Genomic DNA, 18812 nt, shown 5'->3' on the forward strand with positions numbered 1-18812 from the left:
ACCACCTGGAGGTCTCTATGTTGAATAAAAACAATAAGCTGCGACATAGCATTTCATTGGCCGCCGTACTGGCCCTCAGCGGTTTGAGCGCCTCGGCCTGGGCCGATGCGTATGAAGATGCCGCAAAAAAATGGATCGGCAGCGAGTTCAAGCCGTCGACGCTCACCGAAGCCCAACAGCTCGAAGAGTTGAAGTGGTTCATCAAAGCCGCCGAACCCTTCCGTGGGATGAAGATCAACGTGGTGTCGGAAACCCTCACCACCCACGAGTACGAGTCCAAGGTGCTGGCCAAGGCCTTCACCGAGATCACCGGGATCAAGCTGACCCACGACCTGCTGCAGGAAGGCGACGTGGTGGAGAAGCTGCAAACCCAGATGCAGTCCGACAAAAACATCTATGACGGCTGGGTCAACGACTCCGACCTGATCGGTACGCACTTTCGCTATGGCAAGACCGAATCGATCACCGACCTGATGGCCAATGAAGGCAAGAACTTCACCTCGCCGACCCTGGATATCAAGGACTTCATCGGCATCTCCTTCACCACCGCGCCGGACGGCAAGATCTACCAATTGCCCGACCAACAGTTTGCCAACCTCTACTGGTTCCGCGCCGACTGGTTCGAGCGCCCCGAGCTGAAAGCCAAGTTCAAGGAAAAATACGGCTACGACCTCGGTGTGCCGGTGAACTGGTCGGCCTATGAAGACATCGCCAAATTCTTCAGCGAAGACGTCAAGGAAATCGACGGCAAGCGCATTTATGGGCATATGGACTACGGCAAGAAGGACCCGTCCCTGGGCTGGCGCTTCACCGATGCCTGGTTCTCCATGGCCGGTGGCGGCGACAAGGGCCTGCCCAACGGCTTGCCGGTGGACGAGTGGGGCATTCGCGTGGAGGACTGCCACCCGGTGGGCTCCAGCGTCACCCGTGGCGGCGACACCAACGGCCCGGCCGCGGTATTTGCCACACAGAAATACGTGGACTGGATGAAAGCCTACGCGCCACCGGAAGCGGCGGGCATGACCTTCTCGGAATCCGGCCCGGTGCCGTCCCAAGGCAACATCGCCCAGCAGATATTCTGGTACACCGCGTTTACCGCCGACATGGTCAAACCGGGCTTGCCGGTGGTGAATGCCGACGGCACGCCGAAATGGCGCATGGCGCCGTCACCTGTCGGACCGTACTGGGAAAAGGGCATGAAGAAGGGCTATCAGGACGTAGGTTCCTGGACCTTCCTCAAGTCGACGCCGGAGAAACAGAAACTCGCGGCCTGGCTTTACGCGCAGTTCGTGACCTCGAAGACCGTCTCGCTGAAGAAAACCATCGTTGGCCTGACGCCGATTCGTGAGTCCGACATCAACTCCCAGGCCATGACCGACATGGCGCCGAAACTGGGTGGTTTGGTGGAGTTCTACCGCAGCCCGGCGCGTACCGAATGGTCGCCAACCGGCACCAACGTGCCGGACTATCCACGCCTGGCGCAACTGTGGTGGAGCAACATCGCCGCGGCCGCCAGCGGCGAGAAAACCCCGCAGCAGGCCCTCGACAACCTGGCCAAGGAGCAGGATGCGATCATGACGCGCCTGGAGCGCTCCAAGGTGCAACCGGTGTGCGGCCCGAAAATGAACCCCGAGCGTGACGCGCAGTACTGGTTCGACCAGCCGGGCGCGCCAAAACCCAAACTGGCGAATGAGAAGCCGAAAGGCGAGACCGTGAGCTACAGCGACCTGCTCAAGTCGTGGGAGGCGGCGCGTAAGTAATAACGCCAGTGCAGAAGGGTAAAACGACACGCTTGCGTGTCGTTTTACTGTCCGCAGTTTGCCCGCATCAGGCTTTGTTGAATTGCACGCATCAGCACGGGATCAAACGCATCATGCCCGGCGCGCAATAGTCTGCATTTCAGCAGTGCTCGTTGGCGCAACCAACGCAGGCTCGACAGGCCGATAGGGTCATTGATGCCCTGTATCACGTGGCACGCACAGCTCAGTGTCAGCCCCTGATCCTCCTCGCAAAAAAAATAACCGGCGCGATGGTAGTGCACCTCCAGACGGATTGCGCGCAAGGCGACTTCATCAATGAAGTGCTCCAAGGCTGCCTTGCCCATCCGCTGGCGATTCAGGCGCAGCGCTGCGCCGACCCATGCCATCGCTGCCTTGTGTTGCAAGCGTTCGCAAGATTGTTCGAGGTCCTTGCACACTTGTTCAAACGATGTAACCGCCTCGGCCTTCAAGTAGCACGCTAGTGCTCGATGGTAGGTGGCAAGGTGATTGGGAGTGGGTACGAACAGTGATGCCAGCACCAATCGGCATACTCGCGATGGGGCCTGCCAAGCATATTTGAGCGCCAGCCAACTACCCCAGGAAATACCCAGCAATGTGATCTGGGTAAAGCCAAAATGCTTACGCAACGCTTCAATGTCTTCGATGATCCGGGCCGTTTCGTTGTTCTGCCACTCGCCATGGGGACTCGAGCGTCCGCCACCGCGCTGGTCGAACAGGACGACTTCGAAGTGTTCCAGGTTAAAAAACGCCAGGTGATCGTGGCTGGAACTACCGCCCGGCCCGCCGTGCAAGAAGAACACCGGTTCACCACCTTCCTGGCCGTGCCGCTCCCAATACACCTGATGGCCGCCGGATACCGGCAAGTGCCCACTGCGATACAGAGGCTTCATGCCGAGGGGCGACTGAGCAAGTAAAACTGAAACAGCTCAAGCTGTCCTGGCCGGGCTGCCACACAGGATTCCAAGGTGATGCCCAGCGCTTGTGCGATCCAGGGGACTGCCGGCAGTACCGGCGTATGACCAAAAACCAAGGCCAGGCCACTCGGCTTGAGGCTGCCGAGTAATGTGCGCAACAAGGTTTCGGCGTCGCGCCGCGTGACCACCTCGGCGTTGAGAAAGCGTAGGATCAAGGCATCGCAGGCAGGGTTTTCCCGTGCAGCGTCAGCTTGCCTGAAGCGCACGGTTGAACCGACGTGGCGTTGCGATGCGTAGCGAATCATCGAGGCCGAAAGGTCCGAGCCCAGGCACCGGCAACGGGGCAGCGCCTGGGCCAGATGGGCGATCAACTCGCCGGTGGAGCACGCCGGGTCATGGATCAGCGCCCCAGGCTTGAGGCGCTCGCGTAGCACAGCGACACACTGTTCACGAAAGTGCGCTTCGTCGATGTTCAACTGCGTGGCGCGCTCATCGTCACACTCCCAAAAGCTCGGCGGGCAGACGAATTCCTCAGCGTGCATCTCCAGCGGCGGATACGGAAAGCACACGTCGCTATGGATTTGCTGCTGTGCTTCGATAAATGCCAGGTGCTTGGCCGCAGGCGTAGCGGCCTGATAGAAAAGTGCAACGCCTTCATTGCTCCAGTGATGGCTGGTGAGGGGGCCCAGCAGCATGGAGGGACGCAAGAGGCTGCTCAGGCGGCGTTGCCCCTGATCGTCGGGCATCGGCCTGTTGCGGCCTGCCCAGTGGCGGCTCCCGGTATTGAGTACAAACAGCTGACTGAGCCCGAATCCCAATGGCTCAAAATGACGTTGCACGGTGCTGGGGTTCATAGCGTGGCAACTTGCGATTCACCGCATAGACGCCTGCCGCGCTGTTGCGGCACCACGATATTGCCGGTGGAGACCAGGAAAAAACGCTCCAGCCCCGGGATCACCACCTGGACGAGCGTGGTGCCAAGCTGGCTTTGAAACAGGCGGCACACCCCGGGTGTCAGGTTGTGGCTGGCCATATCGCCCACCAGGAGAGTGATTTGTTCGCCTAGACCGGTTGGCGCCGGCCGCTCGTGGAGTTGCACCCATTCGACGGGTTGCGCCATCAGGCGCTCAGGGGCGAATTGCAGGCAGCGTTGCAGGCGCGGGAATCGTGCCAGGTGTCGCTGGGCATTGAGCAAATGACGGCTCAAAGGCGGTTCGACCGCCAGCGCTTGCAACTGTGCTAGTTCGGTCAGTGCACGCCAGGCCGCGTGCGCGGGCGTCAGGGAGGTGCCTGAGCCGTAGACGGTTGGCATCGCGCAAGGCGTGTTGATAAAGGCCAGGCAGGTGGTCGCGCAGAATTCGCGGCTGATATCCAGCAAGACCACCTCTGCATCGAAGGGCTGACTCAGTGTTTGCAACACGGCTCGGGCCTCGGGGCCAAGGCTGTCCGGATAGACGCGGCGTAGACGACTGAGCGGGCGCTGGTAGTAGAAATGCTCCAGCAGAAACAGTGAAAGGGCATCCCGTTCGATAGTCTCGTTCAAGGCATGCAGAAGCGCTTCGTCAGCCGTGGCTCCGATGGCAGTTCCGCTGTTGCTCGAATAACGGCGCAGGACGCGCAGGTCTGTCGGATCGTTATGCAGTGGCTGCTCGCAGTAGCGTGGGCAGGTCAACGCTAGCGGGTAGGAAAATGACTGGTCATCCACCAAGCTGCGATAGGTGCGGCAAACGACAGCGTCTTCTTGTTGTGCGACCAGCAATGCCAACGCGCTGTCATCGACAAACTGTGGGTGATCAACAAAGTAGCCGGACGCCTGGCAGTGAAGGGGCGACGCATGCAGATCGTCGCTCAAATAGTGTTCCAGTGCCTCATATAACGCGCCTACACGTGCCGTTGCCGGAGGACCCTTGCCCGCGCCGCGTGCGACCTCTATCGCATGTGCGTCGTACAAACAGGCTTGGACGCACAGCTCGCCTTCACCCACGATGCGCAAGTGTGCGCGCAAATTCAACGCACTCAACTGGGCGAGAATCTGATGGTGGGCGAGTACGAGTGTCTGGCAGCGTTCGGGGGCGATGGCTTGGGGAATGCTCATGAAGGTAACTCCTGGGAAGGAGGAGAGGCATTGCCTCTCCTCGACTCACTTACTCGGCTTCCAGCTCCGCTCTTTCCGTATCAGTGAGTTGCAGGGTCTCGATGAAATCATCCGCGTGCTCCTGCTCCAGCTGTTCCATCTCGGCGATTTTATTTGCGTTTGCACTAGCCATGTAGCCCATGTTTGAAGCCTCATTTTTGTTTGAAGGTAGGGTGACGTGCTCTCGATGAGCACGGCTAGAACCTATTAAAAATGGCCGGCGTGGGCAAATGTGAGCAGCTGTTGCAAAAGCGTTGGCGGAGGGCTATGGAAATGAATTCTTTCACTTCAATATTTGACCGCTGTGGAGAGGTTGCTTTGCTTTGGAACCGGGGGCTGCGTCTGTGGTGAAATCCATCGCTAAGAGGAGTAGCGGTAGGCATTGCCCTGGGCAGGGGCGGGTAAGTCTTCCAGAGGTGTTGAATTTTCGCGGTGGTGAAGCGGTGATGGCCGTCCCGATATTGATCTTGGTTTGATGTACTACTGACGCTGTCGGGCTTGCTTGCAAAAAGATTGATAGGAGCGCTCACTAGCCTGCGATGGCATCACCACGGTGCGCCTAACGCCCAGATCAGTCCTGCATTGAATGACGGCTTTTGTTCTCGCCTAAAATTCGCGCTGTATCCCTCGCCGGCGGCAGCCCAAACACCCGCGCATAGTCCCGGCTGAACTGGGTCGCGCTTTCATACCCCACTTCAAACGCCGCACTTGTCACGCTGCTCGCGCTGGCCACCATCAACGTGCGCGCCTGCAACAATCGCACGCGCTTCTGATACTGCAACGGGCTCAGATTAGTCACCGCCTTGAAGTGCCGGTGAAACGCCGAAACACTCATCGCCGCCTTCTGCGCCAATGCTTCCACTCGAATCGGCTCTGCAAAATCCCGGCGAATCCACTGGATCGCCTGGCTGACCCGCGCTATGGCGGTATCCGGCGCAGCAATCTCGCGCAACATCCAGCCGTGGGGGCCTTGCAACACGTGGTAGAGGATTTCCCGCTCATACACCGGTGCCAGGGCGGCGATCGCCACGGGGTCACCCATCAGGCGCAGCATGCGCACCCAGGCATCCATCAAGGCCGGCGTCACCGCCGCCACTGAAAAACCGGCTTCCTGTTCGCGACGACCACTGGGCGCCGGCAAGTCATTGAGCAGTGTGGTCAGCACGCTCGGGTCCAGGGTCAGGCTCACCGCCAGGTAAGGTTCGCCGGTGCTCGCCGGGTTCACCACCCCCACGGCAGGCAGCTCGATGGACATCACAAAATACGTCGCCGGGTCGTAGTGCAAGGTGCGGTCGCCCACGGTCATGCACTTACTGCCCTGCAGGATCAGGTTGATCATCGGGTCATACACCGCCGCGAGCATATGCTCGGGAATCGCCCCCTGGACCATCGCCACGCGGGGGATACCAGTCTCGGTGCGGCGGTTTTCAGCCTTGGCGGCCAGGGCACGCAGTTCGATCAATTGAGTATTCATGGCCGCCATGCTGTTCCTTCCTACAAACCTCGCGCAAGCAAAAAGCAGAAACAGGCAGGATTGGAGTAGGAACGGCTGCGTGGAGGCGTAGGGTGATGGCTACTGTGGTCACTCAACTTTTTAGCAGTGGAGCAGGCCATGAGCGTCATCGTAATTACCGGAGGCAGCCGCGGGATCGGTGCCAGTACCGCCCAATTGTGTGCGCGCCAGGGGCACGGCGTGATCCTTACTTACAACAGCAACCCGGATGCGGCGCAGGCGGTGGTCAAGCGCATAGTGGCTGAAGGCGGTAAAGCCGTGGCGCTGCAATTGGACGTTGCCGCCGTCAGCACTTTCGCTGCATTCCACGATGCCGTGGCGCACGCCCTGCAAGCCACTTGGGGCGTAAGCACCCTGAGCGGCCTGGTGAACAACGCGGGCTACGGCCTGTTCAACCCCCTTGAATCGGTGACCGAGGCGCAATTCGACGGCCTGTTCAACGTGCACCTCAAGGGGCCGTTTTTCCTGACCCAAACCTTGCTGCCGCTGCTGGAAGAACACGCCAGCATCGTCAACCTCACCAGCGCCACCACCCGCGTCGCTACGGCTGGCGTCGCACCTTACGCCGCTTTCAAGGGCGGCCTGGATGTGCTCACCCGCTACATGGCCAAGGAGTTCGGCGAGCGGCGTATCCGCGCCAACGCCGTGTCCCCCGGCGCGATCCGCACCGAACTGGGCGGCGGCTTGAACGACGAGTTCGAAGCCCAGCTGGCCGGGCAAACCGCCCTTGGCCGTGTAGGCGAACCGGAAGACGTGGCACGGGTAATCGCCCTGTTGCTATCGGAAGAAGGCCGCTGGATTAATGCCCAGACCCTTGAAGTCGCGGGCGGCTACATCATCTGAGTCGGGAGACCCCACCATGCTGGATCATCTGTTTATTTCGGTGAGTGATATTGAGCGCTCCATTCGTTTCTACGCAGCCACCCTGACGCCCCTCGGCATCACTGCGCGGCATGACTACGACGGCAAAGACGGCCCACCCGGCCACCCGGACTTGAAGGGCTTTGGCGCCAATGGCCGGATATTTTTCTGGTTGCGCGAAGGCGTGGTGGAAGGGCGAGCGGTGCATGTGGGCTTTGTCGCCAATAATCGCGCTGAGGTGGAAAACGCCTACGCCGCCGCCTTGGCGAACGGCGCCACCGACGACGGCGCGCCGGGTGCACGCCTGCATTACGACCCCAACTACTACGCGGCCAATGTCCTTGACCCGGACGGCTACAGCCTCGAATTCGTCTACAAGAGCTGGCAGCACACCTCATGAAAACCCTGATGATCTACGGCGCCACCGGCTACACCGGACGCATGGCGGCGCAACACGCGAAAACACTCGGACTCAACCTGGTGCTGGCCGGCCGCAACGTCGAACGCCTGGCTTCCCTGGCGGCTGAGCTGGACGCGCCTTACCGCGTATTCACGCCAGATGCCGCCCAGTTGGAAGGGATTGACGTCCTGCTCAATTTCGCCGGCCCTTTCGCCCAGACCGCCGGAGCCCTGATGCGTGCGTGCATCGCCAATGGCACCGACTACCTGGACATCACCGCCGAAATCAACGTGTACCGCTTGGCCGAGCAACTCGGGGCTGGAGTGCAGGTGATGCTGCTGCCCGGTGTGGGCTGGGACGTGGTGCCCACCGACTGCCTGGCCCTGCATGTTGCCCGCCGTGTGCAGCAGCCGCAGTCGATAAAAATCGCTCTGCAGGTGCCCGGCGCCATGTCCCGTGGGTCGGCCATGAGTGTCGGCGAGATCATCGGTGCCGGCGTGATGGCGCGGATCGACGGCCAACTGGTCGCCACGCCGGACGCGCAACCGCAGTACCTGGACTTTGGCGATGGCCCGGCGCTGTGCGCGCCCTTGTCGTTTGGCGACCTAGTGACGGCCTGGCATTCCAGCGCTATTCCGAATATCGCCATGTTCGTGCACATCACCGGCGAAGCCTTTCCCGAAGGCGACCTGTCGCTGCTGCCCGATGGCCCCACCCAGGCACAGCGTGACGCCCATCGCGCCCTCGCCGTGGCCGAAGTTATGGGTGCCGATGGTTCGGTGGCGCGTTCGGTCATCGAGACCGTCAACGGCTACAGCTACACCCCACTGGCAGCCGTCGAAGCCGCGCGCCGGGTACTCGGCGGTGAGCGCCGGGCCGGCTTCGAAACACCTGCAAAGCTGTTCGGCGTGGGCTTTGCCCAGACGATTGCCGGTACGCAGATCATCGATTATTGAGCTATCGGGAATTGCCATCGGCGGGTATTTGAGAACGTCGCAGCTCAAATGTGGGAGCTGGCTTGTCGAATCGTCGAACCGCTGCGATAGCCATAAGTATCTACACATCTTCAACGTGAAATTGCGTAGCAGCTGTCGAGCCCTGGCGAGGCTGCGTCAGCGGTGTGTCAGACAGCCCGCAAACGCAGCCTCGCCAGGGCTCGACAGCTGCTACGCAGAGGGTTCCCCCAAGATGTGTAGATACTTATGCTGCGATAGCGGACTGTCAGTTTACAAGTGCTTTGCTGACCCGCCGCTATCGTAGCGGTGCGACGATTCGACAAGCCAGCTCCCACCTATTGTCGTGCGGTGATTTCAAGATCACGCCGCCTGTGGCTGAACCAGCAACTCCCCCTCGACATCCTTGACCAACTCACTGGCCAAAAACAGCGGTGCCAGGCGTTTATGCAGTTGTGGCTCGACAAACTCCTTCACCGTCTCCAGCGCCAGTACGCCGCTCAACGGCAACTCGGCCTTGGTGTACGACAACCAGGCTTTCTTCAGTGCCTGCAACACATCACTGCCGGCGGTGGTGGCGAAGCGGCGGTGGGTAGGTTTACCGTCAAAAGTGAAGGTGTGCTGGAACGCGTAGCCGGTTTCATCACCCTGGCTGGCGGTGCAGCGGATGCAGCTGCACGGGCCTTCGCCGAAAGCACTGCGCAGGTAGGCGTTGAAGTCCACCACGGGTTTGAGTGACAGGCGCTTATCCACCTCGAACAGGTCCCCGGTCATTTTTTCGTCAGTGTTCAACGTCCATTTCCTCGCAGGTTCGGCGGTTTTTCAAAGCGCGGCACAATAGCAGCCGAGCGGCTGTTTGTGGGTTATTTGCATAACAATAGATCTCGATATTCTTTTCCCGTCTTAAAAATCGTGGCTACCCTCGTTCACCTTCTCAAAAGTGCGGCAGATCCCCATGACCCTCAAGCGCTCCTCTTTGACCCTTCTGGCTGCCTCGCTGGCTGCCGCAAGCACTTTGCTCAGCCCCGGTGCCCAGGCTGAGGGCAAGATCAGCATTGCCCAGCAATTCGGCATCGGCTACCTGATCCTCGACGTGGTGCGTGACCAGCACCTGATCGAGAAGCATGGCAAGGAGCAGGGCCTGGATATCCAAGTGGAGTGGAACAGTATTTCCGGCGCCACGGCGATGAACGAATCGCTGCTGGCCGGCGCGCTGGACGTGGTTTCCGCGGGCGTGCCGCCGATGCTCACCCTGTGGGACCGCACCAAGGGCAAGCAGAACGTCAAGGCCATCGCTTCGCTCGGTTCGATGCCCAACTACCTGCTGACCAACAACCCCAACGTGAAGACCCTCAAGGACTTCAGCGAAAAAGACCGCATCGCCGTGCCCGCCGCTGGCGTGGGTTTCCAGTCGCGGACCTTGCAGATCGAGACGGCCAAGCAGTTCGGCGATGCCAACTACAAGAAGTTTGATGACATCTCCATCAGCCTGGCGCACCCCGACGCGACTGCCGCATTGATTGCCGGTGGCTCGGAGATCAACTCGCACTTTTCCAGCCCGCCGTTCCAGTATCAGGAATTGCTCAATCCGAATGTGCACAAGGTGCTCAGTTCCTACGACATCCTCGGTGGGCAGGCGACGTTCAACGTGCTGTACACCACGCAGAAATTCCACGACGAAAACCCCAAGACCTACAAGGCGTTCTATGCCGCGCTGGCCGAAGCCGAACACATCATCAAGGCTGATAAACCGGCGGCGGCCAAGACGTACATTCGGGTAGAGCAGTCGAAGTTGCCGTTGGACCTGGTGGAGAAGATCGTCCAGGACCCGGAAATCGACTTCACCATCGTGCCGCAGCGAACCTATATCTATGCTGAAAAACTGCAGGAACTCGGCGTGCTGAAAAACAAGGCCGACAGCTGGAAGGACTACTTCTTCGAAGAAGCCCACAGTGGTAACGGCAGCTGACCTCCAATGTGGGATCTGCAGTGTTTGAGCGGTCAGCGGAAAAACTCACCGGGCGTGGCGTCAAACTGCTGCCGAAACGCATTGATAAACGCCGACGTCGACTCATACCCACACCCCAACGCCACATCCGTTACCCGCTCGCCTTGCTCCAGGGCGGGCAGGGCGGTGAGCAACCGCAAGCGCTGGCGCCATGCGCGAAACGTCAGCCCGGTATCCCTCAAAAACAACCGGCTCAACGTCTTCTCACTCACGTCCAGCTTTTGGCTCCACTGGCCCAACGTTGTCTGCTGCTCCGGGTGCAGGTTCAAACTGCGATAGATCTGCCGCAAGCGCGGGTCCAGCGGCAGCGGTAACATCAAATCGACCTGCGGCGCCGCTGCCAATTGATCCAGCACCACTTGCGCCAAACGCCCATCCGGCCCGTCCTCAGCGTATTCCACCGGGAGTTCGCTGAAGCTGCGGATCAACTCGCGCAGTAAATTGCTCACTTCCAGCACATGACAGCGCTCAGCCGCCCAGGCCGTGACGCTGCAATCGAGGTACAGACTGCGCATTTCTGTGTGGGGCGAGCTGAACACCCGGTGCGGCATTCCCGCTGGTATCCACACAGCGCGCTGTGGCGGCGCCACGAAACGGCCGACGCTGGTCTGGATCTCCAGCACCCCGGAAATCGCGTAGGACAATTGCACCCAAGGGTGGCTGTGTCGGCGGGTCAGCGCACGGTTGGGCAGCGATTCGGTGCGCCCATACACCGGCCGTGGCAGGCTGGAAAGCCCAGGGACACTGCGGCGGACGGTCTTTTCATGTCCTTTAGGCGGCATTTACTGGCTCATTGGCGTTAGTCGGTAATAAGCCGTTACGTTAGAGTCGCGGTGACGCTCTTGGCAACCCCTGGAAGATCCTGCTTATGACTCGCCCGCGTTTCGTGCCCGACAACTTCACCCTGACGCTGATCGCCACGGTGATCCTCGCCTCCCTGTTGCCCGCCAGCGGCCAGACCGCCGTGGCCTTCGGCTGGGTCACCAACCTGGCTATCGCACTGCTGTTTTTCCTGCACGGCGCCAAGCTGTCGCGCCAGGCCATTGTTGCCGGCGCCGGTCATTGGCGCCTGCACCTGCTGGTGTTCAGCCTGACCTTCGTGCTGTTCCCGCTGCTGGGCCTGGCGCTCAAGCCGCTGTTGTCGCCAATGATCGGCAACGACCTGTACATGGGCATGCTTTACCTCTGCGCTCTGCCGGCTACGGTGCAGTCGGCGATTGCCTTCACGTCCCTGGCACGCGGCAATATCCCGGCGGCGATTTGCAGTGCGGCGGCCTCCAGCCTGTTTGGCATCTTCCTCACGCCGCTGTTGGTGACATTGCTGCTCAACGTGCACGGTGACGGCGGCTCGACCGTCGACGCAATCCTGAAAATCAGCGTGCAATTGCTGCTGCCGTTCATCGCCGGGCAGATCGCGCGTCGCTGGATCGGCGAGTGGGTGGGGCGCAATAAATCCTGGCTGAAATTCGTCGACCAAGGCTCGATCCTGCTGGTGGTGTACGGCGCGTTCAGCGAAGCGGTCAACGAAGGCATCTGGCACCAGATCCCGCTGTGGGAACTGGGCGGGCTGGTGGTGGCGTGCTGCGTGTTGCTGGCCTTGGTGTTGGTGGCGTCGGCGGTGCTGGGCAAGGCCTTCGGCTTTAACCAGGAAGACCGCATCACCATTCTGTTCTGCGGCTCGAAGAAGAGCCTCGCGACCGGCGTGCCGATGGCGCAGGTGCTGTTCGCCGGGGCGACCATGGGGGTGCTGATCCTGCCGCTGATGCTGTTTCACCAGATCCAGTTGATGGTCTGTGCGGCATTGGCCCAGCGTTATGCCAAGCGCCCGGAAAGCATTCCGGAATTGATGGGGCAGGTGGATCCTTGATCTACGTCACAGCCTTTGCCGAGTAAGCTCAATAAACGCCCGGCCAGACAACTTAGTGGTAAGAGCCCAGTAAGGCGTGTCGGCATGAGCACTAAAGGTATTTCGCTGCTTACCGGCCTGTTGTGCTTCTGGGCGGGGGCGTGCGGCGCGGCGCAAACCGTGGGCAGTGTCGTCGAGCCCGGATGTGCGACAAATACGCACAGGGGCACGGTCATTGAGTTGAACGGCTGTGCCGAGTCCAGGCGTGTAACTAAGTGATCATCCTGACGTCGCCCTGACCCCCTTAGGCGACGATCCGCGTCAACAGCGGGGCCAGAAACCTATAGAATGCTCGGCGGCGGCGCTTGTCCTGGGTGGCCGCTCGATCACCGTCAGAGTACCGCGCCGTTCAATGAGCATTTCAGCCGCAACCCCCAAACCAATTGGCAACCGGTCATCGCCCTCGCGTTGGCCGCCTTTGTGTTCAATACCACCGAATTCGTGCCCGTTGGGCTGCTCAGTGCCATCGGCGCCAGCTTCGACATGCCGGTGTCCAGCGTCGGCCTGATGCTCACGATCTACGCCTGGATCGTGTCCCTGACCTCCCTGCCGGTGATGCTGCTGACCCGCAACATCGAACGGCGCAAGCTGCTGATCGTGCTGTTCTGCATGTTTATTGTCAGCCACATCCTTTCCAGCGTCGCTAACAGCTTCGGCTTGCTGATGCTCAGTCGCATTGGCATTGCCTTGTCCCATGCCTTGTTCTGGTCGATCACCGCATCGTTGGCCGTTCGCCTGGCGCCGGAAGGCAAGCAGGTGCAAGCCCTCGGCCTGTTGGCTACCGGTACGTCCCTGGCCATGGTCCTGGGCATTCCCCTGGGTCGCCTGCTCGGCGAAGCCATGGGCTGGCGCACCACGTTCCTGGTGATCGGCGCCTTCGCTGCCGCGCTGGTGTTCTGGCTGGCGCGCACCTTGCCGCTATTGCCGAGCCAGAACTCCGGCTCCCTGCGCAGCCTGCCGCTGCTGTTCAAGCGCCCGGCGCTGGTGGCGCTTTATGTGCTTACCGCGATGACCGTCACCGCGCAATTCACCGCCTACAGCTACATCGAACCCTTCGTCGAAGGCGTGGCCGGCATGAGCGGCAGCGCGGTGACCCTGATCCTGCTGGTATTCGGCGGCGCGGGCATCATCGGCTCGCTGCTGTTCAGCCTGGTGCACCGCTTCAACCCGCATTTATTCGTCGTCGGCGCGGTATTTATCCTGGCCGCGTGCCTGGCGCTGCTGCTGCCGTTGAGCGGCGCGGAATCCTACCTGGTGGTGCTGAGCATTTTCTGGGGCATGGCGATCATGGGCTTTGGCCTTGCCATGCAGTCCAAAGTGCTGGTGCTGGCACCGGATGCCACCGACGTGGCCATGGCGATGTTCTCCGGCATCTACAACATCGGCATCGGCGGCGGCGCACTGATGGGCAGCTGGGTCGGCAGCCAGTTCGGCTTCGCCTGGATCGGCGCGGCGGGCGGGTTGCTGGCGGCGGTGGCGTTGATTGGGTATTGCTTGGCGATTCGCAAGTTTGGGCAGGGTGTGGCGGGAGCCTGAATCAAACTCTCGCGCCAGCCACCGTTGGGTTAAAGGGCCAACGCATTCAACACATGGACCGGGTCATTGTGAATGGCCCTCAACAGCGCCTTTGCTGGCCCTGTTGGTTCGCGTCGCCCCTGTTCCCAATTACGTAGCGTGCCGATTTGAACATCGATGATGGCTGCGAATTTGGCTTGAGTCAGGCCCGTTGCCTTACGGATTTGTTTGACTTGAAGCGCGTCAACAATGAATTCGCGAGAGGGCTTGCGCTCGCCTCGGACGATTTCGTCCATCTGTTGCACGCTTTCCATCAGCTCATCGAAGAATTTGCTCATGGTTATCTCCAGTGTTCGATGACGGCTTTCAGTGCTTTGCGTTCATCGTTAGTCAGGTCTTGCTGTTCGTTTTTTGGATAGATCATTAATAACGCAATTTTTGAAGCCGTTACAAAGTGGTAGTAAATCACTCTGGCGCCGCCTCGTTTGCCGTGACCTTTTGAAGCAATACGCAGCTTTCGGATGCCGCCCGTTCCTTCGATCACATCTCCAACGCACGGATTGAACATCAACGCTACCTGCAAACCCAGGTAGGCGTCGTGATTCATGAGCTCCGTTACACGCCGGGTGAAAACCGCAGTTTCAATGAAAATCATAGCAAATGTACGCCATTGACTTAGTCGGCGGCAATGCTAGTGCAGTCAGGGAAGGGGAACAGCAGGTTAGTTGTAAGCGGGTTTTATACAAAGGGCCGGCGTGCTTCAGAAGCAACGTGTTCAGGGGCTAGAACTCCAGACAAGTCTTACACAGTATTTTGATACCCATTGCTACCGTCGCCCAGGACCGCCCACGGCCTGTGGTGACGGCACTTGAGCAGCAATGGAGTCCACTGTGCAAAAGCGTTTGACCGCCGAGTTTATCGGCACTTTCTGGCTGACGTTCGGCGGCTGTGGCAGCGCCATTCTGGCGGCTGCCTTCCCCGGCTTGGGCATTGGCTTTGTGGGCGTTTCGCTGGCGTTTGGTCTCACTGTATTGACCATGGCCTACGCGGTCGGCGGCATCTCCGGCGGGCATTTCAACCCGGCGGTGACCATTGGCCTATGGGCAGGGCGCCGCATTCCTGCGGGTGATGTGCTGCCGTACATCGCGGCGCAGGTCAGCGCAGCGATCGTCGCCGCTGCGGCGTTGTACCTGATTGCCAGCGGGCAGCCTGATTTCGCAGTGGGTGGTTTTGCCGCCAACGGCTATGGCCCATTGAGCCCAGGCCTCTTCGACATGAAGGCCGCGTTGCTGGCCGAACTGATCGCCACGTTTTTCTTCGTATTCATCATCATGCGCGTGACCGCACCGGGCGCTGTGCCTGGCTTTGCGCCGATTGCCATCGGCCTGGCGCTGACGTTGATTCACCTGGTGCTGATCCCGGTGACCAATACGTCGGTGAACCCGGCGCGCAGCACCGGACCGGCGTTGTTTGCCGGGGGCGAATACATGGCGCAGCTATGGTTGTTCTGGGTGGCGCCAATTGTTGGCGGAGTGTTGGGAGCGTTGGCAGCTCGCACGCTGGGCGAGCAAAAGCCGAGTTGACACCTTATACGTTTGAGAAAATCGGTACAGACTTAGCTTTCGGCAGTGTTGGCTTTGGCGTTGGCCTTGGCTTTTGATCTGTTTTTGATGTTGATCTCAGGAGCCCCGTCAACCACGCTGGCCGAACGCAGGCTTGAATCCGTGGGTAACCCGGCAGGACGCCGGGTTAGCCGCGCTGGGCCAAGGATGGCCCATCGCGGCGGCCCACGGATTCAAGCCGGAGTGAGGGCACACCGAGCCTGGGCGAGGTGCCGAGTGGTGGGGCAAGAGCGTTTTGGTTACTTTGCCGCTTTTGCAAAGTGACTCGCCGTAAGGGCGAAACCTATATTAGCCATCACCTAAATAACGGATATGTACTCATTCCAACCACAACACATGGCCGCCCTACAAACCGCCATCGCAGGCAAGCCAGCTCCCACATTTTGATCGATTTACACCTGATAGGGTTCGGGCGGCTATCAGGTTGCCACCGGACCAAAAGTAGACAGCGTCATCACAGCGCAGCCAATACCGCCTCAAGCTTCTCCTGATCCCGCGCAAACTGGCGAATGCCTTCGGCCAGCTTCTCGGTAGCCATCGCATCTTCGTTGGAAGCCCAGCGAAATTGCGCCTCGTCGATGGTCTGGCGCGGCTCGCCCGTCGCCCCCGGTACCAACTTGCGCTCCAGCGGGCCGTGGTCTTCATCAAGTTTTTGCAGCAATTCGGGGCTGATGGTCAGGCGATCGCACCCGGCCAATTCCTCTATCTGGCTGAGGGTACGAAAGCTGGCGCCCATGACCACAGTCTTGATGCCGTTGGCCTTGTAGTAGTTGTAGATCCGCGTCACCGACTGCACGCCCGGGTCTTTAGCGCCGGTGTAGTCCAGGCCCGTGCTCTTGCGGTACCAGTCGTATATGCGGCCGACGAAAGGTGAAATCAGGAACACCCCGGCATCGGCGCACGCTGCCGCCTGGGCAAACGAGAACAACAACGTGAGGTTGGTCTGGATACCGGCTTTTTCCAAGCGCTCGGCGGTGCGAATGCCTTCCCAGGTAGAAGCCAGTTTGATCAGTACACGGTCGCGGCCGACACCGGCTTTGTCATACAGCTCGATGAGCTGGTTGGCCTTGGCCCACAGCGCGTCTTCGTCAAACGACAGGCGCGCGTCGACTTCGGTCGAGATGCGACCTGGAATGGCCTTGAGGATGCCGCAGCCTACTGCCACTGAAAACTGGTCGCAGGCCAGGCCCAGGTCACCCTTGGACAGGTCGACCGAGTGACGCAGGATGTCGCCGTAGTGTGCGATAGCCGAGGCTTTGAGCAGCAGCGACGGGTTGGTGGTGGCGTCGACCGGTTTCAGACGGCTGATAGCCTCAAGGTCGCCCGTGTCGCAGACCACCGTGGTGAACTGCTTGAGTTGTTCGAGCTTGGATGTCATGAGCGGTCGATCTCCCTAATGAGTTTAGTGATTCAAGGCCTGTGCGGTATCCAGGTCGGTGATCAGGATGTCCAGGTAGCCGCCCTCGAGCGCGCCGCGAATCGCCTGGACCTTGTTCAACCCGCCGGCCAGGCCGAGCACGCGGTGGATCGAGCGCAATTTGGGCAGGGCCACCGACACTACGAATTCTTCGTCTTCCTCCAGTACCGGCTTGCCCTGGGCATCGAAGTAGCGCAGGCAGATATCACCTACGGCACCGCGCTCGGCCAGCAGGCGCAGCATGTCTTCGGTGTAGTAGTTACCGCTGTTGCGCAGCAGTTGCGACGGTTCCAGGTCGCCGATGCCGACAATCGCCAGGGTGATGCTGTCAAAGCGTTGCAGCACCTCCTTGACCTCTTCCATCTGCATGATGCGCTGCTTGCTTTGCACTGATTGCTCGATGCTTTGCGACGGCAGCAAAAACGCCGGGCAGTTGAGCAGGGTGGCCAGGCGCTGGGTGAGCAGGGTGGCTTCAAACGCGCCCTTATGGCCGACGCCGCCCAACAGTTGTACCACTTCCTGGGCTGCCTGTTTGCCCGGCTGCGCATGCAAGTGGCCAACCATGGCGCGAATGGTGCTGCTCCACGACGAAATACCGATATGGTCCTGGGGCGACAGGCTGGTTTCCAGGTAATGCGCGGCCGCTGAACCGATGGCCTGCTTGATGCTTTCATCGTTACCGGGCTCGGTGGCTTCCACCACGATCACCTGGCGCACGCCGTAGCGGCGCTGCAATTGGGTTTCCAGCTCCAGGTGAAGGCCCTGCAGGCGCATCACGCTGATCTTCACCACGCCTTCCTGCAGCGCCCGACGCAGGGCGCGGCTGATAAAGGACTGCGACAAGTCCAACTGTGCGGAAATCTCGGATTGCTTGAGCCCTTCTTCGTAATAGAGGCTCGCGATCTTGGTGATCAGGCGCTGTTCTTCGATCTGGCTCATGAAGGCCTCAGTGATGACATCAATGCGGGTGAGGATACCAAACCCTTACGACATGATCAGGCCGCCGTCGATATTGATCGCCTGGCCGGTCAGGTAAGCCGCGTCATCGGACGCCAGGAACGCCACCAACCCCGCGACATCCGAGGGTTTGCCGGCGCGGCGCAATGGGATGTTCTTGACCCATTCGGCCATCAACTCCCCCTTGCCGTAGCGCTTTTCGTCGGTGCTGAGAATCTCGCCCCAGACGCGGTCGTTGTAGTCCCACATCTCGCTTTCGATGATGCCGGGGCAGAACGCATTCACCGTGATGTTGTGCCGCGCCAACTCCAGCGCCAGGCTCTGGGTGATGCCGATCACGCCCATTTTGCTCGCGGCGTAGTGCGGCGTGTAGATAAACCCCTGGCGGCCCTGGCCGGATGACGTGTTGATCAGCCGTCCGCTGCCTTGTTTGACCATGTACTTGGCCGCTTCCCGGCACCCCAGCCACACGCCGGTAGTGTTGACCTGTAGCACCTTGTCGAAGTCGGCGCGGGGCATGGTGTCGTAGTGGTCGATGGTGATGATGCCGGCGTTCTGCACCGACACGTCGATGCTGCCAAAGCGGGCATGGCCTTCGCGGTAGAGCTTTTCGATGTCGCTTTCGTCTGTGACGTCGATGCCCAGGGCCAGGGTGTCCACGTTGTATTCCTGGGCGAGCTGGTTGGCGGTAAAGGTCACGCGTTCCAGGTCGTTGGAGGCCAGTACCAGGTTGGCGCCCTCTTGGGCGAAGCGCTCGGCAATGCCGGCGCCGATGCCACGGCAGGCGCCGGTGATGACGATGGTTTTACCGCTGAATCGTTGCGACATGAT

Annotated in this window: 19 protein-coding genes and 1 pseudogene; 8 read left to right on the forward strand and 12 right to left on the reverse strand. The window is 60.3% G+C overall.

Annotated features, from left to right (window positions below):
* Nucleotides 1–17: 17 nt before the first annotated feature.
* On the forward strand, nucleotides 18–1760 hold the full coding sequence (locus AB4O35_RS18080) for an ABC transporter substrate-binding protein (protein WP_065872119.1): 1743 nt from the start codon (nucleotides 18–20) through the stop codon (nucleotides 1758–1760).
* Nucleotides 1761–1804: 44 nt separating this feature from the next.
* Here the strand turns inward: AB4O35_RS18080 and AB4O35_RS18085 are convergent, their stop codons facing one another.
* The 5 genes from AB4O35_RS18085 to AB4O35_RS18105 form a co-directional block, all read right to left on the reverse strand.
* Nucleotides 1805–2644, reverse strand: coding sequence for an alpha/beta fold hydrolase (locus AB4O35_RS18085; RefSeq protein WP_175403062.1), 840 nt, complete (start codon nucleotides 2642–2644; stop codon nucleotides 1805–1807).
* Nucleotides 2645–2667: 23 nt separating this feature from the next.
* A complete protein-coding gene (locus AB4O35_RS18090; protein WP_175403061.1) occupies nucleotides 2668–3441 on the reverse strand; it encodes a class I SAM-dependent methyltransferase in 774 nt (257 codons plus the stop codon).
* A 104-nt stretch (nucleotides 3442–3545) separates the two neighbouring features.
* Nucleotides 3546–4790, reverse strand: a complete 1245-nt coding sequence (locus AB4O35_RS18095; RefSeq protein WP_083207192.1) for a YcaO-like family protein — start codon at nucleotides 4788–4790, stop codon at nucleotides 3546–3548.
* 49 nt (nucleotides 4791–4839) lie between these two features.
* Complete coding sequence (locus tag AB4O35_RS18100) at nucleotides 4840–4971, reverse strand: hypothetical protein (protein WP_256532845.1); 132 nt, start codon at nucleotides 4969–4971, stop codon at nucleotides 4840–4842.
* 429 nt (nucleotides 4972–5400) lie between these two features.
* On the reverse strand, nucleotides 5401–6303 hold the full coding sequence (locus AB4O35_RS18105) for an AraC family transcriptional regulator (RefSeq protein WP_175403066.1): 903 nt from the start codon (nucleotides 6301–6303) through the stop codon (nucleotides 5401–5403).
* A gap of 138 nt (nucleotides 6304–6441) precedes the next feature.
* Here AB4O35_RS18105 and AB4O35_RS18110 point away from each other — a divergent pair, with 138 nt between their 5' ends.
* The 3 genes from AB4O35_RS18110 to AB4O35_RS18120 are packed head-to-tail and all read left to right on the forward strand — an operon-like array spanning nucleotide 6442 to nucleotide 8559.
* Nucleotides 6442–7185 carry an SDR family NAD(P)-dependent oxidoreductase gene (locus AB4O35_RS18110; protein WP_065872122.1) on the forward strand — a complete coding sequence of 248 codons (744 nt, stop codon included), beginning with the start codon at nucleotides 6442–6444 and terminating at the stop codon, nucleotides 7183–7185.
* Between the two features lie 16 nt (nucleotides 7186–7201).
* Nucleotides 7202–7603: a VOC family protein gene (locus AB4O35_RS18115; protein ID WP_065872123.1), complete on the forward strand. Its 402-nt coding sequence runs from the start codon at nucleotides 7202–7204 to the stop codon at nucleotides 7601–7603.
* Complete coding sequence (locus AB4O35_RS18120; protein WP_065872124.1) at nucleotides 7600–8559, forward strand: saccharopine dehydrogenase family protein; 960 nt, start codon at nucleotides 7600–7602, stop codon at nucleotides 8557–8559. Before AB4O35_RS18115 ends, AB4O35_RS18120 begins: the two co-directional genes overlap by 4 nt.
* Nucleotides 8560–8919: 360 nt before the next feature.
* On the opposite strand, the gene AB4O35_RS18125 is transcribed toward AB4O35_RS18120, so the two are convergent.
* Nucleotides 8920–9348, reverse strand: a complete 429-nt coding sequence (locus tag AB4O35_RS18125; protein WP_065872125.1) for a hypothetical protein — start codon at nucleotides 9346–9348, stop codon at nucleotides 8920–8922.
* A gap of 163 nt (nucleotides 9349–9511) precedes the next feature.
* Between AB4O35_RS18125 and AB4O35_RS18130 the strand changes: the two genes are divergently transcribed.
* A complete protein-coding gene (locus AB4O35_RS18130; protein ID WP_065872126.1) occupies nucleotides 9512–10525 on the forward strand; it encodes an ABC transporter substrate-binding protein in 1014 nt (337 codons plus the stop codon).
* A 32-nt stretch (nucleotides 10526–10557) separates the two neighbouring features.
* Here the strand turns inward: AB4O35_RS18130 and AB4O35_RS18135 are convergent, their stop codons facing one another.
* The gene (locus AB4O35_RS18135) at nucleotides 10558–11346 is read right to left on the reverse strand and encodes an AraC family transcriptional regulator (protein ID WP_065872127.1); all 789 of its coding nucleotides are present in this window, start codon (nucleotides 11344–11346) and stop codon (nucleotides 10558–10560) included.
* An 86-nt stretch (nucleotides 11347–11432) separates the two neighbouring features.
* Between AB4O35_RS18135 and AB4O35_RS18140 the strand changes: the two genes are divergently transcribed.
* Complete coding sequence (locus AB4O35_RS18140) at nucleotides 11433–12431, forward strand: bile acid:sodium symporter family protein (protein ID WP_065872128.1); 999 nt, start codon at nucleotides 11433–11435, stop codon at nucleotides 12429–12431.
* Between the two features lie 391 nt (nucleotides 12432–12822).
* Nucleotides 12823–14006: pseudogene (locus tag AB4O35_RS18145) on the forward strand (sugar transporter).
* A gap of 29 nt (nucleotides 14007–14035) precedes the next feature.
* On the opposite strand, the gene nadS reads toward AB4O35_RS18145, so the two are convergent.
* A complete protein-coding gene (gene nadS / locus AB4O35_RS18150) occupies nucleotides 14036–14323 on the reverse strand; it encodes a NadS family protein (protein WP_049712743.1) in 288 nt (95 codons plus the stop codon).
* 2 nt (nucleotides 14324–14325) lie between these two features.
* Entirely contained in the window at nucleotides 14326–14640 is a 315-nt protein-coding gene (locus tag AB4O35_RS18155; RefSeq protein ID WP_065872131.1) for a type II toxin-antitoxin system RelE/ParE family toxin, read from the reverse strand.
* Between the two features lie 223 nt (nucleotides 14641–14863).
* On the opposite strand from AB4O35_RS18155, the gene aqpZ reads away from it, so the two are divergent.
* Entirely contained in the window at nucleotides 14864–15568 is a 705-nt protein-coding gene (aqpZ, locus tag AB4O35_RS18160) for an aquaporin Z (RefSeq protein ID WP_065872132.1), read from the forward strand.
* A 493-nt stretch (nucleotides 15569–16061) separates the two neighbouring features.
* Here the strand turns inward: aqpZ and tal are convergent, their stop codons facing one another.
* From tal to AB4O35_RS18175, 3 genes are read right to left on the reverse strand one after another with little or no spacing between them, the layout of a single operon-like run.
* Nucleotides 16062–16985 carry a transaldolase gene (gene tal, locus AB4O35_RS18165; protein WP_065872133.1) on the reverse strand — a complete coding sequence of 308 codons (924 nt, stop codon included), beginning with the start codon at nucleotides 16983–16985 and terminating at the stop codon, nucleotides 16062–16064.
* Between the two features lie 24 nt (nucleotides 16986–17009).
* Nucleotides 17010–17963, reverse strand: coding sequence for a sugar-binding transcriptional regulator (locus AB4O35_RS18170; RefSeq protein ID WP_065872134.1), 954 nt, complete (start codon nucleotides 17961–17963; stop codon nucleotides 17010–17012).
* Between the two features lie 45 nt (nucleotides 17964–18008).
* Nucleotides 18009–18809: an SDR family oxidoreductase gene (locus tag AB4O35_RS18175; RefSeq protein ID WP_065872135.1), complete on the reverse strand. Its 801-nt coding sequence runs from the start codon at nucleotides 18807–18809 to the stop codon at nucleotides 18009–18011.
* Nucleotides 18810–18812 lie beyond the last annotated feature (3 nt).

The sequence above is a fragment of the Pseudomonas sp. H1_A03 genome, assembly GCF_054685145.1.

Excerpts from the sequence above, each read along its gene's own strand:
- AB4O35_RS18110 (WP_065872122.1), top strand. The coding sequence starts at position 6,442 with ATGAGCGTCATCGTAATTACCGGAGGCAGCCGCGGGATCGGTGCCAGT.
- AB4O35_RS18100 (WP_256532845.1), bottom strand. The coding sequence starts at position 4,971 with ATGGGCTACATGGCTAGTGCAAACGCAAATAAAATCGCCGAGATGGAA.
- AB4O35_RS18175 (WP_065872135.1), bottom strand. The coding sequence starts at position 18,809 with ATGTCGCAACGATTCAGCGGTAAAACCATCGTCATCACCGGCGCCTGC.
- AB4O35_RS18115 (WP_065872123.1), top strand. The coding sequence starts at position 7,202 with ATGCTGGATCATCTGTTTATTTCGGTGAGTGATATTGAGCGCTCCATT.
- AB4O35_RS18090 (WP_175403061.1), bottom strand. The coding sequence starts at position 3,441 with ATGCCCGACGATCAGGGGCAACGCCGCCTGAGCAGCCTCTTGCGTCCC.
- AB4O35_RS18080 (WP_065872119.1), top strand. The coding sequence starts at position 18 with ATGTTGAATAAAAACAATAAGCTGCGACATAGCATTTCATTGGCCGCC.
- AB4O35_RS18155 (WP_065872131.1), bottom strand. The coding sequence starts at position 14,640 with ATGATTTTCATTGAAACTGCGGTTTTCACCCGGCGTGTAACGGAGCTC.
- tal (WP_065872133.1), bottom strand. The coding sequence starts at position 16,985 with ATGACATCCAAGCTCGAACAACTCAAGCAGTTCACCACGGTGGTCTGC.
- aqpZ (WP_065872132.1), top strand. The coding sequence starts at position 14,864 with ATGGAGTCCACTGTGCAAAAGCGTTTGACCGCCGAGTTTATCGGCACT.
- AB4O35_RS18135 (WP_065872127.1), bottom strand. The coding sequence starts at position 11,346 with ATGCCGCCTAAAGGACATGAAAAGACCGTCCGCCGCAGTGTCCCTGGG.
- AB4O35_RS18095 (WP_083207192.1), bottom strand. The coding sequence starts at position 4,790 with ATGAGCATTCCCCAAGCCATCGCCCCCGAACGCTGCCAGACACTCGTA.
- AB4O35_RS18120 (WP_065872124.1), top strand. The coding sequence starts at position 7,600 with ATGAAAACCCTGATGATCTACGGCGCCACCGGCTACACCGGACGCATG.
- AB4O35_RS18105 (WP_175403066.1), bottom strand. The coding sequence starts at position 6,303 with ATGAATACTCAATTGATCGAACTGCGTGCCCTGGCCGCCAAGGCTGAA.
- AB4O35_RS18170 (WP_065872134.1), bottom strand. The coding sequence starts at position 17,963 with ATGAGCCAGATCGAAGAACAGCGCCTGATCACCAAGATCGCGAGCCTC.
- AB4O35_RS18130 (WP_065872126.1), top strand. The coding sequence starts at position 9,512 with ATGACCCTCAAGCGCTCCTCTTTGACCCTTCTGGCTGCCTCGCTGGCT.
- AB4O35_RS18140 (WP_065872128.1), top strand. The coding sequence starts at position 11,433 with ATGACTCGCCCGCGTTTCGTGCCCGACAACTTCACCCTGACGCTGATC.
- nadS (WP_049712743.1), bottom strand. The coding sequence starts at position 14,323 with ATGAGCAAATTCTTCGATGAGCTGATGGAAAGCGTGCAACAGATGGAC.